We start from the raw sequence: 14,559 nt of genomic DNA, 5'->3' as shown, positions 1-14,559 counted from the left end.
CGAGAATCTGATGTTCAGAGTGCCGAGGATCGGACGGTCCGAGCTGACGGAGCCCGGTATTCCCGTCCGAAACCGCGTCGCGCGGAGTTAGTGTTGCACCGCGCTACATAGCCACGTTCCAGCAAACCGCGAACGGAGCGTTATGGGACACAGGATGGGTATCGCCGCGTGCATGGCAGCCGGGCTGTTGTTCGTCACGGGCTGCGGAACGTCGACGGACTCCACCGGAACTTCCACGCAATCGACCTCGCCGGGGGCCGAGCCCGCGTATGCCGCCGCTCTTCGGCCGGTGATAACCACGTTGATGAAGGACAACGTCATTCCGGGTGCTGTTGTGGTTGTCAAATCGCCGAAGCAAGGCAATTGGACTGCGGCATTCGGTACTCGAACCATCGACTCGAATGAGCCGATGACGGTTGACGACTATTTTCGGGTCGGCAGCAATACGAAGACGATGACGTCGACGGTCATCCTGCAGTTGGCGCAGGATGGCAAGCTCTCGCTGGACGACCCCATCGACAAGTATTGGCCCGGCGTGCCGAACGGCGATCGGATCACGATTGCTCAGCTGAACGAAATGCGCAGCGGGCTATACAGTTACACGTTCGACCCGCAGTTCAATGCCGCGCTCGACAACGAGCCGCAGAAGGTGTGGACACCGGAGGAGTTGCTGGCCATCGCGTTCGCGCACCCGGTGAACTTCCAACCCGGGGAAAAGTTCGAGTACAGCAATACCAACTTCATCCTGCTCGGCCTGGTCATCGAGAAGCTCACGAAAACGACGGCCGCCGAGAGTTTCCAGAAGCGTATCTTCGAACCGCTGAGCCTGAAGCACACATCACTGCCCGCGGCCACGGACTCCTCGATTCCGAATCCGCATCCCCAGGGCTATGCCTTCGGCACCAACGTTTCCACCATCGACACCTACGCTCTTCCTCCCGCGGAACAAGCCGAGGCCTTCGCGGGCACATTGAAACCGAGCAACCAAACAAATATCAACGTGTCTTGGGCGTGGACAGCCGGTGGCGCGATCTCGACGGCCGACGATATGGCGACCTATGTGAAGGCGCTCGTCGGCGGTGGCCTGCTCGATGCGAAGATGCAGAAGACTCGGGTGGACAGCATTCAGCCGATCGATCCGGCCAATCCGGAGCAGGCCGGATACGGTCTCGGCATCGTGCGTTTCGGTACGCACCTGATCGGACACGACGGTCAGCTCCCGGGTTTCATGACCTTCATGGGCCATGACCCGGCATCGGACCTCACGATCGTGGTCACCACGAACCTCGCGGCAGTTCCGTCGGGTGAGGGGTCCGCCCTGGTGCTGGTCAAAGGCATGCTGCCGACCTTCTACGGTGCTGATGCCCTGCCGGGCAAAGCGACTACGAGCCCGACGAGCAGTTCCACCGAAACAACGACGACCGGTCGATGACAGTACGAGTGATGCCGGATGGATGAGACCGCCGTACTCATCGCGGGCGCAGGCCCGATCGGACTGACCACCGCGATCGAGTTGCGCCGCAGGGGAGTGTCGTGCCGGATCATCGACCCGGTACTGGAATCGCCCCAGTATGCGAAAGCCGTTGGTGAAATCGACATTCGTATTTGAGCCTGTTGCGGAACAGTGGCGCGACGTCGGGAACCGTGCTGTTCATACTGCCGCTGTGCATGAATGCGGTGGGATTCCAGAACTTGGAGTCCTCGAAGACTCCGCGCTCATTTGGTGTATCCGGACAGGCTCGGCGCGAACATTTGGGGGCGGTCATTTTGCGCGGGCGATGTCCACGATCGGCGCGGCTCCCGGGCTGTCTGTGTGCGAGACAGCCGAATCCTATGCTCCGTGGTTGTGATCCGAGCCGCCGGAGACAGTAGCGACGGCGATCATGACGGTCAGCGCATGGAAACCGGAATTTACGCGCCGACGACCAGTCCCGGCAGATAATGCGACGTAGCGGGCAGACGAGGAGGAAGCCGTGCGGTACCAGGCCGGGCTGGCGGGGACGTTGCGAGTCACCGTCGAATTCACCGATACCGCGCGTCGATTGCTCGACATTACGTGGTCGGCCGCCAACGCATCGGCCGCCCGCAAGAAGTTCGAGTACGCGCGGATCTTCCTGGTGACACTGGGTGGCGATCCGGAGCGGATGTACCTGGACCTCGTGGACCGACGGCCGTCGGCATCGGTGCAACTGCCAGCGGAATTGGCCGAGGGCGCATACGCCATCGAAGTCGACGCCTACGGCAGTGCGAGTTGGGGTGATGGGCGGCTCGACGCACGCGGGCGAAGTGCCTCGTTCATGATCGACCCAGGCGAATCAGGCTAGTGCCGCGTCCAAACAGCCCCTGCCGTATCGAGCCTGGTTCGAGGGGTTCCGTCGAAGGCAGTCGAAGGGTGGTCGCCCACGCCGCATCGACTGTCATATGACAGCCCTGCGAGCGGTCGGAGCGGGTGGCGCGGCAAGCTATCTGGAAGCGGCACTAAAAGAACTGTGTGCGGGATGCCAACTGTTCGACGTATGCGACCGAGTTATTCGACCGTGGTCAAGTGCGAGCGCGGTGAGCGGTGAGTATCACTCGGGCCCAAGAAGTTTCGACTGGTTGTGAGGCAGTGCCCGGGAACCGCGTTGCGGCTCAGCGAGCATGGCGGCGATGATGCCGCGCTGTTCGGCGGGTCCGAGATCGGCGATCAGGGTTCTCATCGCGCCTCCATCGGCGTAGCCTCTGAGCTGTGCTGCGCCGCCAGCGAATGCACCAGATAGATCAGATTGCCTACGGTTACCAGACTGTGCACCTGATCATTTCGCACTGGGCCGGCCAATGAATCGCGGTGGAACTGCGGTAGTACTCGCCCGAGATGGGCCGGCCCCGCCTCGCTGACCACCTGGACCTCGAGCCGATCCGAACAACCTGGTTGCCGGGCATGCAAGACCGCGGCCTATGGGCGCCCTCTGGTCGATGTGGTGGTTGATACATCAGATTGGTTGTGAATCAATGCAATTCGTCAGATCGAACCGATACCATGGGAAAATGACCGCGATGCGGCTCGGTAACGGTACGTGGTCGATTCTGCGGGACGCCTGCGCGGGCGTGGGCATCAATTCCGCAGACGCCCAACTACTTCGAGTGACCGGGGAGATCGACTATCGGTTGCCCGGCGGTGTGATAGCGCGGATCGGTGCGCCCGGACAGCAGGGTGCCGCCAAGCGCGCAGTCGATGTCGCCCGATGGTTGACCGCCGCCGAAATCCCAGTGGCACAGGCGGTTTCCGACATTCCGCAGCCGGTAGTGGTGGACGGTCGCCCGGTGACGTTCTGGCATGAGTTGCCGCAGCACCGCGCGGGCACACCCGCGGAGGTGGCCGCGGCGCTGACCCGATTGCACCGACTCGCGCCGCCGACCGATATGGAAATCGGACAGGTGGCGCCCTTCGTCGGACTCGATGAACGCATCGACGCCGCGCACACCATGAGCACTGACGACAGATCCTGGATGCGTAGGCATTTGGCGGAACTACGTGGTCGCTGGGCCGCGCTGCCGACCGGACGACCGTGGTGCGTCATCCACGGCGCCGCGTGGAGCGGCAATGCGGTTGTCGCGGCGGACGACAGCGTGATTCTGCTCGATACCGGACTGTTGTCGTTCGGTCCGCCGGAATGGGATCTGGTGCATGCGGCGATCGAATGCGCCTCGTTCGGCTGGATCACCGATGCGCAGTACGGCGAGTACTGCCGGGCCTACGGCAGTGATGTGATGCGCTGGGACGGCTTCTATCTGCTGCGTGATATCCGGGAGTTCCGGATGGCCACCATGGCCGCGCAGGCGGCGGCCGCGAATTCGGAGTACCAGGAGCAGGCGGATCTCCGACTGGCCTGTGTGCGCGGCGATATCGGCCCACGGGTGTGGGACGGGTGGACAGCGCTGTCCTAACGCGCTTGCGATGCCGAGCGGCGGAGGTCCGGGAGGGCGTCCGCCGCATCGGGTTCAGCCCTGCTGGGTCGGCACGACGATGAGCTCGGCCACATTGACGCGCGGCGGTGCGGCGACGGCGTAGGCGATCGCATCGGCGATATCGTCCGAACCCAGGATTTCGAGTTCGCTGCGCCACTGGGTGAGCCCAGTGCGCTGTTCTTCATCGCGCATACCCGCGCCGAGTTCGGTCTCGACGAAACCGGGTTCGATATTCTTCACCCGGACACCGCGCGGGCCGAATTCCGCGCGCAGATTGCGGGTGAGATGGGCAACCGCGGCCTTCGTCGCGGTGTAGACGCCGTAGTTGGGGAATACGGTGTGTCCGCCGATCGAGCCGACATGCACCAGATCCGCGCGGCGGCCGTCGCGTGCCGCGGCGAGCAGGTCATCGATGAAAGCTCTTCCGGTGTAGAGCAATCCGTTGATATTGGTGCCGACCATCTGATCCCATTCGTCGGTGTCAGCGGCTTCGAACGGCGCGGCGAGCATGACGCCCGCATTCGCGACCACCAGATCGACCGGGCCGAATGCAGCGCGCACCGTCGCCGCGGCATCGCGCACGGATCGCTGATCGACCACATCGGCGACCACCGCGAGGGTCGGTCCACCGATCTCGGCGGCCAGTTCTTCGATCCGATCCTTACGGCGGCCGAGCAGGGCCACCCGTGCGCCATTGTGTGCGAGCTGTCGGGCAGTGGCGGCGCCGATACCACTGGACGCACCGGTGACGACCGCGGTGCGGCCTTCGAGGTTATTTGTCATGAACACCACGTTCGTATCCGCCGCGGCCATCCGCCAGGCTGCGGACTTCCTGGTAGTCGCAGGGCCACCCAGGTCCGACCAGGTTGTCCTACCCTCGGGTACATGGACTCCGAGAACCGATTGGGCGTATTCCTGCGCGCCCGCCGCGAACTAGCGCGTCCGGAGGAGTTCGGGATTCCGGCCGGCGGGCAACGGCGGGTAGCCGGGCTGCGTCGCGAGGAAGTGGCCATGCTGGCGGGTATGAGCGCCGACTACTATGTGCGGCTGGAGCAGGGACGCGATAAGCATCCGTCCGAGCAGGTTGTCGAGGCATTGGCCCGGGTCTTCGCGTTGGACGAGGAGGGGGTCGCGCATCTGCGCGAGTTGGCACGGCCGACGGCTCGGCGCAGGCGGGCAACGCGACGGCCCGAGCGGGTTGCGCCCGGGCTGCTGCGCCTAATGGATTCCTGGCCGAATACGCCCGCATTGGTCCTGGGCCGACATATGGATGTGCTCGCCGCGACTCCACTGGCCACCGCGGTCAATTCCTGTTCGGCCAAGGGCGTCAATATGGTGCGGGCGATCTTTCTGGACCCCCAGGCGCGTGAGTGTTATGCCGACTGGCCCACCATTGCCGCCGATACCGTTGCCAGTCTGCGTGCCACCGCGGGCACCGATCTCGACGATCCACGCCTGACCGAACTTGTCGGAGAGCTGACGCTGAAGAGCGAGGATTTCCGGCGGCTGTGGGCCCGTCATGACGTGCGGGCGAAAACCGCAGGCGTCAAACATTTTCGCAACCCGCTGGTCGGCGATCTCACGCTGTCGTACGAAACCTTTGCCGTGAACGGTGCTCCGGGTCAGATCCTCATCGCCTATCACGCCGAGCTGGATTCGGCCGATGAGCGCGCGCTCGCGCTACTGGGCATGATCGTCGCGGGTGCGGTGCCCGAACCCACTTCCGTACCAGCCGATTCCGATAACTGATTCAGTCTTGGTCGCGCGACGAACCCCGGCGATCCGGAGCGGTCGGTCCTGGTCATCGCGGACTTCGAAGGGGCCGAGCAGCAGTACACGCACGGCAGCAAGCCTGCCGTATCAGGTAGGGGAGTCGACGTTCTGGTGGATCGGCTAACGACTGTGCGGCAGGATGCCGAGTGTCACGGCCAATCCGGCCGCGATGCATCCAGCGGCCGCGGCGCTGGTCGGGAAGGAACGGGTGATGGTGGCGATGCCGGCCACGAAAATCAGGCAGGTTGCCGAGGCCAGCAGCGCGGTTCCGCGATCGACACCGGCCCGCCGGTGAATTCGCTTGTGCGTCACTGTCATGTTCGCTGATTACCCGATTGCCGAGTTATGAAACTGTTATCGACCGCGACAGGCCGAATCATTCCGTGACAACTGCCGTCTCCGACGCGCCTCGAGTGGTAGGACTGGCAGATGGGCAATGACGAGACGGACGCGGACCTGATCGAACTCGCCACCAAGATCTTCGATCTAGCTCGGCATGGCGATGCCGAGCAGCTCACGGCGTACCTCGATGCCGGTGTCCCGGTGAACCTCACCAACGACAACGGCGACACGCTGCTCATGCTGGCCGCCTACCACGGTCATCAGGACGCGGTGCAGGTGCTGCTCGGCCGCGATGCCGACCCGAACCGCGCCAATGACAAGGGACAGACACCGCTGGCCGGTGCCGTCTTCAAGGGCGAGACCGAGATCCTGCGCGCTCTGCTCGCCGCCGGTGCGGATCCGGATGCCGGGACACCGTCCGCGCGGGCCGCGGCCGCCATGTTCGGCAAGAACGATCTGTTGAGCTTGTTCGGGGCGTGACCGATTGGCATGAGCCCGAACGCCGATTCGGCTGCGTTCGGGCGGATCGGTATAGTCGCCGCGGATGAGTAGTGTCACCACCCCAGATAGGTCCAAGCCCGTGAACCGACGATTCGGGCGCGCGGTGTGGCTGGTGCCGGTGCTGCTCGTTGCCTTCGTCACCTGGTGCCTGCTGGCGCCACTGTGGCCCTTCCACCGGATCACCGGTGGGTTCATCGACCTGCAGGTGTACCGGCTCGGTATCGAGGCGCTGCGCGACGGCGCGGATATGTACGGTCAGCTGCCGCAGACCACCATCGGTATCGGCCTGCCATTCATCTATCCGCCGTTCGCCGCGCTGGTGCTGAGCCCGTTCGCACTGCTGCCGTGGGACGCCGCGGCGTTCACCTTCTTCATCTCCTCGACGCTCGCGCTGGCCGTGACGCTGTATCTGGTCGCGCGGCGGCGCTGGCCCGAGCGTGGCGGATTACCTCTTGCGCTACTTGCCACCTCCTGCGCGACCCCGCTGGCCATGCTTTTGGAGCCGGTCCGCTCGACGTTGGACTTCGGACAGGTGAATCTGCTGCTGATGGTGTTGGTCGCGGCCGACGCACTGACCGCGAAGCCGAAGTGGCGGCGCGGCATGCTGGTCGGCGTGGCCGCCGCGATCAAGCTGACGCCGGCCGCGTTCGTCCTCTATTTCCTGGTGCGCCGGGACTATCGCGCCGCGATCACGGCCGCGATCACCGGTGCGGTGGCGACCGCCCTCAGCTTCGCGATCCTGCCCAAGGAATCGGTCAACTACTGGTTCGGCGGACTCGGCAATGTCTCCGGGCTCAGCGGCTCGTCCTTCCATACCAACCAGTCGATCCAGGCCGTGCTCGCCCGCTTCGGCGTGGAGAAGCCGCTGTTCACCGTGCTGTGGCTGCTGCTGAGTGCGGCGCTGCTCGCGCTGGTGGTCCCGGCCATGCGTCACGCCGCCGAGGTGCCCGCGCTCGCGCTGTCGATCAACGCCGTCTTCACGCTGCTGGTCTCGCCGATCTCCTGGTCGCACCACTGGGTGATGATCGCGCCCGCGCTGTTCGCGATGGTCTGTTACGCGACCACACTGCCGCGCGGCCGGGCGATCGGCTGGTATGTGGCAATCGTCCTCACCACGGCAGCATTCGTCTACGGGCCGCAGAATTGGCTGCCCGGCGATAATCGCCGCGAATTGGCTTGGACCCCTTGGCAACACCTGTGGGGGAATACCTACGTGTGGTTGAGCGTTTTGCTGGTGGTTGCGTACCTCGTTGCCAGCAGGCGGACGAAGTCGCAAGTGGGCGAACGCGATCGCGCGTCGAAGGATGTCGATCTAGTCGATCTGGCAGGTCCTCGCCCGGCGGCCTGACCATTTCTGGGATGCCGGGTTTTGGACGGAGGGTGCCGCGTGGTCGCGATCGATATCGAACGGAATCCGAAGCCGGCGTGGCCGCTGACGCCCCTGCGCGCGGTGCACGCGCGCGGGCTCGGCGGGGTGCCGCCGACGGCACTGGTGCTGATCGGGATCGTCAGCGTGCAGGTCGGTGCGGCGCTGGCCAAACAGCTGTTCACTGCCACCGGTGCTGCGGGGGCGGTCACGCTGCGCCTGTTCTTCGCCGGAGTAGTGCTGCTGGTCATCTGGCGGTCCTCGCTGCGAATCGAGCGGCGCGCGCTACTTGTCGTGCTCGGCTACGGCACCGTGCTCGCCTCCATGAATCTGTGCTTCTATCAGGCCATCGACCGGATTCCGCTGGGTATGGCGGTCACCCTCGAATTCTTGGGGCCGCTCACCGTCGCGCTGGCGGGCTCGCGGCGATGGACCGATCCGGTGTGGGCGGTGCTCGCCGGTGGCGGCGTGCTGCTGCTGACAAAGGCGGGCGGTGATGTCGGCTGGTCGGGTGTGCTGTTCGCGTTGGCCGCGGGAGCCCTGTGGGCGAGCTACATTCTGCTGAGCGCCGCACTCGGTGACCGGACCAGCGGCGGCGGGGGATTGGCCATTGCGATGGCCTTCGGCGGTGTGCTCATGGTCCCGGTGGGCATTGCCGACGCGGGGGCGACGTTGTTCCAGCCGTCGGTCCTCGCCGCCGGTTTCGCGGTCGCGATGTTGTCGTCGGTGCTGCCGTATTCCGTGGAACTCGAAGCGTTGCGGCGCATTCCACCGCGCGTCTTCAGCGTGCTGATGAGCCTGGAACCGGCGGCCGCCGCACTCGCCGGACTGATCGTCCTCGGCCAGATCATGCATGCGGCGCAATGGGCGGGCGTCATCTGCGTGGTGGCGGCCTCCATCGGAGCGACCCGCACAGCGCGGCGGAAATAGTCAGCACCCTGCACTACCCGGGGCGAAGATCGGGATTTCGCACCACCACGGCTTGATCACCGGCGGTGTCGCCGGTGCGCCCGCGACGATCCAGTCGCCCTGTACGGATACCTCGCGGGGTGACAGCGGTTCGTTGGCCGGACCGGTGGCGACGGACCCGTCGAGATTGAATTTGCTGCCGTGACAAGGGCAGTTGATGGTGCTGCCCGCGATTTCGTTGAGGGCACAGCCCTGATGTGTGCAGATCACTGAGAAGCCCCGGTAATTACCGGGATTCGGTTGGGTCACCACGGTGTCGCCGAGGATGAGGCCCGAGCCGACCGGTACATCTGAGGCGCGGGCGATGGCGTTCTCCGGTGCGCCCTCCTCGACCCGCGGCGCAGGTGCGGGTTGTTCCGGGACCTGTTGATGGGTGGCGGGTAGCGGTGCGAACGCGCCCGCGACGATCCATTCGCCCTGAACCGAGATGGTGCGCGCGGCGAGCGGCTGAGTGGCCGGACCAGTGGCCACGGATCCGTCGAGATTGAATTTACTACCGTGACAAGGACAGTTGATGGTGCCGCCGCTGATCGTGCCAACCGCACAGCCCGCATGCGTGCAGATCACCGAAAAGGCTTGGTAATTACCGGGACTCGGCTGGGTGACGACGGTATCGCCGAGTAGCACTCCGGAACCGATCGGCACATCGGAGGTGCGGGTAAGCGCGGTGCCGGGAACCGGTTCCGGCCCGGCCTGCACCTCGGTCGGGGGCGGCGTCGGTTCCGCGGACGGCGCGGCGGCGACCGAACTCGACGAACTCGGCACCGCGGTGGCAGTGGAAGTGGCTTGGTTCGAGGAGGTTTCGCTCGTAGAACAGGCCGCGACAACTGCCGCCGCCCCTGCTCCGATGACGATTGTTCGACGGTTGACGTGTTCGACGCTCATCGGGACCTCGGCGTTGTCGGCTCGTTGTTGTAGGTGTTACGAGATGGCCGCCGATTCGGTTCGAGGTCGTTTCGGATTCTTGCCGAGGTTGGCGCTGCCTACCGCCCGGGTGAGACCGGACCGGGCGGGGCAGCCACCGGCCATTGAACAGAACAGTTCTGAGACCAGAGGTAGGTGTTCGATGAGACTCTCCTGAGAAACTCGGCGGCGCTACCCATAGGCGCGCGGTGTGACCCGTAGGCTGGAATGATGCGGGCGATTGCGTTCTACGAATTCGGCGGTCCGGACGTACTGCAGATCGTCGACATCCCGATCCCGGAACCGGGCCCGGGCCAGGTCCGGGTGGCGGTGCGAACCACTGCGGTGAATCCGGTGGATTGGAAGATCCGTTCTGGCGCATTATCTTTCGGCGAACCGGTGTTTCCGCAGTATCCGGGTGGTGAGATCGCGGGTGTGATCGATGCGGTCGGTCCCGATGTCACCGGGGTCGCGGTCGGCGACGAGGTACTCGGCTGGGCGGTCGCGGCGTATGCCGAATACACCCTCAGCAACGCCGTTGCGAAGAAACCCGAGGAATTGTCCTGGCCGGATGCCGCATCGCTCCCGGTCGCGGTATCGGCAGCGGAGAAGTCATTGGCGGCACTGAAAATACAGCCGGGCGAAACACTGTTGATCAACGGTGCGTCCGGTGCGGTGGGGTCGATGGCGGCGCAACTGGCCGCGGCCGAGGGGGCCACCGTAATCGGCACCGCATCCGCGGCCAATCAGGATATTGTGCGCGAACTCGGCGCCACGCCGATCACCTACGGCGTCGGATTGGTCGAGCGCGTGCGCGAACTCGCGCCCAATGGCATCGACGCGGTCTTCGATGCGGCCGGATATGGTGTGCTGCCGGCCGCCATCGAATTGCGCGGCGGCACCGACCGGATCGTGACGATCGTCGACCCGACAGCCCGCGAACTCGGCATCACTTTCCTCGCCGGTAGCGGTGCCCAGCGGCCGACCGAACTCCTCCACCAGGTCGCCGAACGGGTCGCCAGTGGTGCGTTTCGGCTGCCGGGCCCGGCGCGGACCTTCCTGCTCGAGCGCGCGGCGGCCGCACAGGAGGAGAGCGAAAAAGGGCGTGGCCCAGGCAAGGTCGTCCTCAACGTGAGCTGACCCCGTCCCGGAACGCCTTGTTGCGAACGACAACCGGCGTACCATCTTTTCTTGCCGTGTGCCGATCGGAGCCGCGGCAAAGAGGAGGACGGGCGCGATGGCCGGTAGTCCATCGGCGGACGGAACGGGCCGCGGTGTGCTCGATGCCGGTTTCCAGATCCTGGAGGCCATTTCGGCGGCACCGGAGGGCTGTGGACTCTCGCAACTGGCCCGCACCACCGGATTGGCGAAGGCCACCGCATATCGGTTGACCGAACAATTGGTGGCGCTCGGTGCCGTACAGCGAGTGGAGCAGCGGTATTTCGTCGGCGAGCGGATGGCGGAGCTCGGGCGGCATTGGCAGGCGGCGCCGATCCTGCGCCGGGCCGCGCAACGACCGGCCCGGGTATTGTCCGCATTAACGAATTCGACTGTCGCGGTGTGCATTCTCGACGCGGGCGAGGTTCGCATGGTCTCCGGGATCAAAGGTGCGGAGTTCTTCGTCAACACCACCGCGGATCCGGAGTTGGTCTACCGCACCGCGCTGGCACAGGTGCTGTTCGCGGGACGCGCCGACAATACTGTCCCGCCACCGACATATTCGGCCGCGGAATGGCAGCGTGTCTGCTCCGGAATCGTCGACGCCGGAATGGTTTCCGTCGACCATCACAAGCTGATCGCCGGGATATGTTGTGCCGCAGCGGCTATCCGTCAACCGGGCAGGTGTGATGCGGCCGCGATCGGCTGTATCTCTCTGGCCCAACAGTTTCCGCCGAATCTGCCCGGTCTGGTCGCACATACCGCCCGTGAAATCGAGAAGAATCTTCGCTGATCGGTTCGTTCAGTGGACCGGGCCGTTCCTGCATGCTCGGCGGGCGAACCAGGATAGATGGGCTGTCGAACGCTGAAGGGCCGATCCACCGATGCAAGACTCCGATCTCTGGGGCCACCGCTACGTCTCCTCATCCGTCACCGAGAATGGCCGACCGCGATTCCTGGTCCGCGGCACCCGGATCACCCTGTGGTTCGTCGACGAAACCCGCCGCCTCTCCGCCCACGCGGGTGCCAATACCGTGATGTTCGAGGTGGATCCCGACAGCGGCGTCCTGAAAACCCGATCCCCGTTCTCCACCGTGCTGTCCTACCCTCGGGAATTCGCCGCCCAGGACTCCTGGCTCACCGAATTCCTGCTGCTCGCGCCCACATGGACCACCACCGGTGACGGCACCCTCATCCTCAGCGACGACCGCATCAGGATCGAGCTGCAACAAACCGCCGACTGCCCCTGATACCTAGCTCGCCGGAATAAGAAAGCTTTCGACAACTCGGCGGACCTTGGACACCGCATCGGCTTCGCCGAGGCGCAGTGCGGTATTGGCGGCGCAGAGGACGGCGTCGATCTGGAAGGCGGCGAGATCGATATCCAAATCGGCGATTTCGCCCGCATCGACGGCATACCGGAGTTCGCGCGCCATGGTTGCTATCCAGTCGCGCTGATCGCGCACCAGGGCAGCGCGCACCGGGCCGGGGCGACTGTCGAACTCCGCCATATTCGCGACCCGATAGCAGCCGCCCGCGAACAGCGGTGTCTGCGCGTAGACGATCCAGTGTTCGATCAGGGCGCGAAGTCGTGCCACCCCATGCGGTTGTGCGCGGGCGGGCTGGATGACGGCATCGACGAACATATCGCGGGCGAAATCGAGCGCCGCGAGTTGCAGCGTCTCCTTGGTCTTGAACAGGGTCTGCACCCCCGCTTTGCTGAGCCCGGTATCGGTCGCCAACTTGCCGAAGCTCAAACCGTCGAGACCATCGAGGGAGGCCGTGTCGACTGCCTGGCGCAATACGAGCTGGCGACTCCGGGCACCGCGCAGCAGGCGCTTGTCCTCTGTAGTCATAACCAAAGAGTACGTCCGACCGTATAGCTAATCAACCGGCGTCACCATAGCGTGCAATAGATCGCGCAGAGTTCGCTGCTGAGTGGCGGTGAGCGAGGTCAGTGGCGACTGCGCCCCGAGTAGGTCGAGCGCCTCGGCGCGCCGCCGCTCCCCGGCTGCCGTCAGCACGATCTGCTTGGCGCGTCGGTCGGTCGGATGTGGTTGTCGCCGAACGAGATCCTGCTGTTCGAGGCGGTCCAGCACGAAGGTCGCGTTCGACGGCTCGCACGACATTCTGGTGGCCAATTCGCGCGCGGTAATCGGCTCCGACAGTTCGCGCAGGGCGATGACCTGCGACGGCGTCATATCCAACGTCTCGGCGACGCGGCGAACATGCACGTCGAGGCGGTGGGTGAACTGATGTACCAGCTTGCAGACATCGCGGTCGATCTCGGTATCCACGGCGAGATTCGGTGGTGCCTGCTCCTTCATGCCGCCGAGTCTAGTGCCATGCTTCGAACTGTGATAGTTCTAGTTCAAATCATTTGAGTTGTCACTATCTGGGGAGTGAATGTATGCGTCCTGCTGTCTTTGCGCTCATGCTGGTGGTCTTCAGCCTGACCACCGGCGAATTCGTGATCGCCGGAATCCTGCCCGAGGTGGCGGGTGGACTCGCGGTATCGGTGCCCGCGGCGGGTCTGCTGGTAAGTGCCTATGCGCTCGGCATGATCGTCGGCGGGCCGGTGGTGACCGCGGCGACGGCGCGGCTGCCGCGCAAACCACTGGTGGTCGGTTTGGTCGCGGTGGCGGTCGTCGCGAATCTGGGCTCGGCTCTCGCACCGAACTATTCGACCGTGCTGCTGGCCAGATTCGCCGCGGGACTCGTGGTGGCAACGTTTTTCGCCGTCGCCATCGCGGCGGTCATCTCGACGGCCGAACCCGGCCGCGAGGCATCGGCGGTGGCGCAGGTGGCACTCGGCATGAATCTCGGTATTGTCGGCGGCACTCCGATCGGCGCGGCTATCGGCCAAACTTTCGGCTGGCGTGCGACATTCGTGTCGGTTGCGTTGTGCGCGGCGGTCGCGCTACTGCTTGTGCTGCGTTTCCTGCCGACGATGCCCGCGCTGTCGAGCGGATCGGTGCGCGGCGAGCTGCGCGTATTCGCCGATCGCCGTGTGCAATTGGCGATTGCGCTTACCGCGCTCGGCAATGTCGGTGTGGTGACGGTCTTTACGTACTTCACCCCGCTGCTCGCCGAGGTGAGCGGCTTCGCGGCGGGGGTGGTTCCCGCGCTGCTGCTGGTGTACGGAGTCGGCGCGGTGCTCGGCAATTATCTCGGTGGACGGCTGGCCGATAGGGCGCTGATGCCATCGCTGGCCGTTCTGCTCGCAGCCCTGGCGGGCACGCTGGTGTTGCTGTGGGGAGTCGCCGATATTCAATTGATTACGGTGGCAATGATTTTCGTACTGGGTGTGCTAGCCTTCGCGATCATTCCCGGTATGCAGACCCGGGTCGTGACCTCGGCGGGCGGGGCACCCACACTGGCGATCGCGGTCAATGCCGCCGGATTCCAACTCGCCGCCGCATGCGCGGGCCGCATCGGCGGCTGGGCCATCGATGACGGACCGGGGCTGCGTTCGATCTATCCGATAGCCGCTGTCCTCACGGTATCGGGCTCGGCGATGGCACTGTACATGCTGCTGCGTGATCGCAAGCCCGCGGTGGAATCGAGCTGACCGGTATGTCGTTGAATCCGATTGCTGC

At 64.9% G+C, this 14,559-nt stretch carries 16 protein-coding genes and 3 pseudogenes; 12 read left to right on the top strand and 7 right to left on the bottom strand.

Going from position 1 to position 14,559, the window contains the following annotated elements:
• Positions 1 to 154 precede the first annotated feature (154 nt).
• The 3 genes and pseudogenes from AB0J47_RS13855 (at position 155) to AB0J47_RS13845 (ending at position 2,324) form a co-directional block, all read left to right on the top strand.
• Entirely contained in the window at positions 155 to 1,432 is a 1,278-nt protein-coding gene (locus tag AB0J47_RS13855) for a serine hydrolase domain-containing protein (protein ID WP_364345218.1), read from the top strand.
• Positions 1,433 to 1,450: 18 nt separating this feature from the next.
• Positions 1,451 to 1,588: pseudogene (locus AB0J47_RS13850) on the top strand (FAD-dependent monooxygenase); the annotation flags it as partial.
• Between the two features lie 385 nt (positions 1,589 to 1,973).
• Positions 1,974 to 2,324, top strand: a complete 351-nt coding sequence (locus AB0J47_RS13845) for a hypothetical protein (RefSeq protein ID WP_364345092.1) — start codon at positions 1,974 to 1,976, stop codon at positions 2,322 to 2,324.
• A 246-nt stretch (positions 2,325 to 2,570) separates the two neighbouring features.
• Here AB0J47_RS13845 and AB0J47_RS13840 read toward each other — a convergent pair whose 3' ends face one another.
• Positions 2,571 to 2,699 carry a hypothetical protein gene (locus tag AB0J47_RS13840; RefSeq protein WP_364345090.1) on the bottom strand — a complete coding sequence of 43 codons (129 nt, stop codon included), beginning with the start codon at positions 2,697 to 2,699 and terminating at the stop codon, positions 2,571 to 2,573.
• Between the two features lie 328 nt (positions 2,700 to 3,027).
• Here AB0J47_RS13840 and AB0J47_RS13835 point away from each other — a divergent pair, with 328 nt between their 5' ends.
• Positions 3,028 to 3,927, top strand: coding sequence for an aminoglycoside phosphotransferase family protein (locus AB0J47_RS13835; RefSeq protein ID WP_364345088.1), 900 nt, complete (start codon positions 3,028 to 3,030; stop codon positions 3,925 to 3,927).
• A gap of 54 nt (positions 3,928 to 3,981) precedes the next feature.
• Here the strand turns inward: AB0J47_RS13835 and AB0J47_RS13830 are convergent, their stop codons facing one another.
• Positions 3,982 to 4,731, bottom strand: a complete 750-nt coding sequence (locus AB0J47_RS13830) for an SDR family oxidoreductase (RefSeq protein ID WP_364345086.1) — start codon at positions 4,729 to 4,731, stop codon at positions 3,982 to 3,984.
• A 102-nt stretch (positions 4,732 to 4,833) separates the two neighbouring features.
• Here AB0J47_RS13830 and AB0J47_RS13825 point away from each other — a divergent pair, with 102 nt between their 5' ends.
• A complete protein-coding gene (locus AB0J47_RS13825; protein ID WP_364345084.1) occupies positions 4,834 to 5,697 on the top strand; it encodes a helix-turn-helix transcriptional regulator in 864 nt (287 codons plus the stop codon).
• A 144-nt stretch (positions 5,698 to 5,841) separates the two neighbouring features.
• Here AB0J47_RS13825 and AB0J47_RS13820 read toward each other — a convergent pair whose 3' ends face one another.
• Entirely contained in the window at positions 5,842 to 6,039 is a 198-nt protein-coding gene (locus tag AB0J47_RS13820; protein WP_364345082.1) for a hypothetical protein, read from the bottom strand.
• A 111-nt stretch (positions 6,040 to 6,150) separates the two neighbouring features.
• Here AB0J47_RS13820 and AB0J47_RS13815 point away from each other — a divergent pair, with 111 nt between their 5' ends.
• The 3 genes from AB0J47_RS13815 (at position 6,151) to AB0J47_RS13805 (ending at position 8,860) form a co-directional block, all read left to right on the top strand.
• Positions 6,151 to 6,543: an ankyrin repeat domain-containing protein gene (locus AB0J47_RS13815; RefSeq protein WP_364345080.1), complete on the top strand. Its 393-nt coding sequence runs from the start codon at positions 6,151 to 6,153 to the stop codon at positions 6,541 to 6,543.
• Positions 6,544 to 6,607: 64 nt separating this feature from the next.
• Positions 6,608 to 7,912 carry a glycosyltransferase 87 family protein gene (locus AB0J47_RS13810; RefSeq protein WP_364345078.1) on the top strand — a complete coding sequence of 435 codons (1,305 nt, stop codon included), beginning with the start codon at positions 6,608 to 6,610 and terminating at the stop codon, positions 7,910 to 7,912.
• Between the two features lie 39 nt (positions 7,913 to 7,951).
• Positions 7,952 to 8,860 (top strand): EamA family transporter, encoded by a 909-nt coding sequence (locus AB0J47_RS13805; protein WP_364345076.1) that lies wholly within the window; start codon positions 7,952 to 7,954, stop codon positions 8,858 to 8,860.
• 84 nt (positions 8,861 to 8,944) lie between these two features.
• Here the strand turns inward: AB0J47_RS13805 and AB0J47_RS13800 are convergent.
• Both AB0J47_RS13800 and AB0J47_RS13795 read right to left on the bottom strand, forming a co-directional pair.
• A pseudogene (locus AB0J47_RS13800) lies at positions 8,945 to 9,205 on the bottom strand (Rieske (2Fe-2S) protein); the annotation flags it as partial.
• Positions 9,206 to 9,349: 144 nt separating this feature from the next.
• Positions 9,350 to 9,784 (bottom strand): annotated as a pseudogene (locus AB0J47_RS13795) (Rieske (2Fe-2S) protein); the annotation flags it as partial.
• A gap of 249 nt (positions 9,785 to 10,033) precedes the next feature.
• Here AB0J47_RS13795 and AB0J47_RS13790 point away from each other — a divergent pair.
• The 3 genes from AB0J47_RS13790 to AB0J47_RS13780 all read left to right on the top strand — a co-directional run bounded on the left by AB0J47_RS13790 (position 10,034) and on the right by AB0J47_RS13780 (position 12,210).
• Positions 10,034 to 10,942, top strand: coding sequence for an NADP-dependent oxidoreductase (locus tag AB0J47_RS13790; RefSeq protein ID WP_364345074.1), 909 nt, complete (start codon positions 10,034 to 10,036; stop codon positions 10,940 to 10,942).
• A gap of 97 nt (positions 10,943 to 11,039) precedes the next feature.
• The gene (locus tag AB0J47_RS13785) at positions 11,040 to 11,753 is read left to right on the top strand and encodes a helix-turn-helix domain-containing protein (RefSeq protein WP_364345072.1); all 714 of its coding nucleotides are present in this window, start codon (positions 11,040 to 11,042) and stop codon (positions 11,751 to 11,753) included.
• Positions 11,754 to 11,844: 91 nt separating this feature from the next.
• Positions 11,845 to 12,210 carry a hypothetical protein gene (locus tag AB0J47_RS13780; RefSeq protein WP_364345070.1) on the top strand — a complete coding sequence of 122 codons (366 nt, stop codon included), beginning with the start codon at positions 11,845 to 11,847 and terminating at the stop codon, positions 12,208 to 12,210.
• A gap of 3 nt (positions 12,211 to 12,213) precedes the next feature.
• Here AB0J47_RS13780 and AB0J47_RS13775 read toward each other — a convergent pair whose 3' ends face one another.
• Positions 12,214 to 12,816 (bottom strand): TetR/AcrR family transcriptional regulator, encoded by a 603-nt coding sequence (locus AB0J47_RS13775; RefSeq protein WP_364345068.1) that lies wholly within the window; start codon positions 12,814 to 12,816, stop codon positions 12,214 to 12,216.
• A gap of 27 nt (positions 12,817 to 12,843) precedes the next feature.
• The gene (locus tag AB0J47_RS13770; protein ID WP_364345066.1) at positions 12,844 to 13,287 is read right to left on the bottom strand and encodes a MarR family transcriptional regulator; all 444 of its coding nucleotides are present in this window, start codon (positions 13,285 to 13,287) and stop codon (positions 12,844 to 12,846) included.
• A gap of 83 nt (positions 13,288 to 13,370) precedes the next feature.
• On the opposite strand from AB0J47_RS13770, the gene AB0J47_RS13765 reads away from it, so the two are divergent.
• On the top strand, positions 13,371 to 14,531 hold the full coding sequence (locus AB0J47_RS13765) for an MFS transporter (protein WP_364345064.1): 1,161 nt from the start codon (positions 13,371 to 13,373) through the stop codon (positions 14,529 to 14,531).
• Positions 14,532 to 14,559: the final 28 nt, after the last annotated feature.

Source organism: Nocardia sp. NPDC049737, from assembly GCF_040674755.1.
In the GTDB taxonomy this organism is placed as follows: domain Bacteria; phylum Actinomycetota; class Actinomycetes; order Mycobacteriales; family Mycobacteriaceae; genus Nocardia.
Note: the sequence above shows the minus strand (reverse complement) of the source record. Positions and strands in the feature narration are given on the sequence as shown.

Coding starts and splice junctions, on each gene's coding strand:
- AB0J47_RS13810 (WP_364345078.1), top strand. CDS start 6,608: ATGAGTAGTGTCACCACCCCAGATAGGTCCAAGCCCGTGAACCGACGA.
- AB0J47_RS13840 (WP_364345090.1), bottom strand. CDS start 2,699: ATGAGAACCCTGATCGCCGATCTCGGACCCGCCGAACAGCGCGGCATC.
- AB0J47_RS13765 (WP_364345064.1), top strand. CDS start 13,371: ATGCGTCCTGCTGTCTTTGCGCTCATGCTGGTGGTCTTCAGCCTGACC.
- AB0J47_RS13835 (WP_364345088.1), top strand. CDS start 3,028: ATGACCGCGATGCGGCTCGGTAACGGTACGTGGTCGATTCTGCGGGAC.
- AB0J47_RS13780 (WP_364345070.1), top strand. CDS start 11,845: ATGCAAGACTCCGATCTCTGGGGCCACCGCTACGTCTCCTCATCCGTC.
- AB0J47_RS13770 (WP_364345066.1), bottom strand. CDS start 13,287: ATGAAGGAGCAGGCACCACCGAATCTCGCCGTGGATACCGAGATCGAC.
- AB0J47_RS13820 (WP_364345082.1), bottom strand. CDS start 6,039: ATGACAGTGACGCACAAGCGAATTCACCGGCGGGCCGGTGTCGATCGC.
- AB0J47_RS13815 (WP_364345080.1), top strand. CDS start 6,151: ATGGGCAATGACGAGACGGACGCGGACCTGATCGAACTCGCCACCAAG.
- AB0J47_RS13785 (WP_364345072.1), top strand. CDS start 11,040: ATGGCCGGTAGTCCATCGGCGGACGGAACGGGCCGCGGTGTGCTCGAT.
- AB0J47_RS13775 (WP_364345068.1), bottom strand. CDS start 12,816: ATGACTACAGAGGACAAGCGCCTGCTGCGCGGTGCCCGGAGTCGCCAG.
- AB0J47_RS13790 (WP_364345074.1), top strand. CDS start 10,034: ATGCGGGCGATTGCGTTCTACGAATTCGGCGGTCCGGACGTACTGCAG.
- AB0J47_RS13830 (WP_364345086.1), bottom strand. CDS start 4,731: ATGACAAATAACCTCGAAGGCCGCACCGCGGTCGTCACCGGTGCGTCC.
- AB0J47_RS13825 (WP_364345084.1), top strand. CDS start 4,834: ATGGACTCCGAGAACCGATTGGGCGTATTCCTGCGCGCCCGCCGCGAA.
- AB0J47_RS13855 (WP_364345218.1), top strand. CDS start 155: ATGGGTATCGCCGCGTGCATGGCAGCCGGGCTGTTGTTCGTCACGGGC.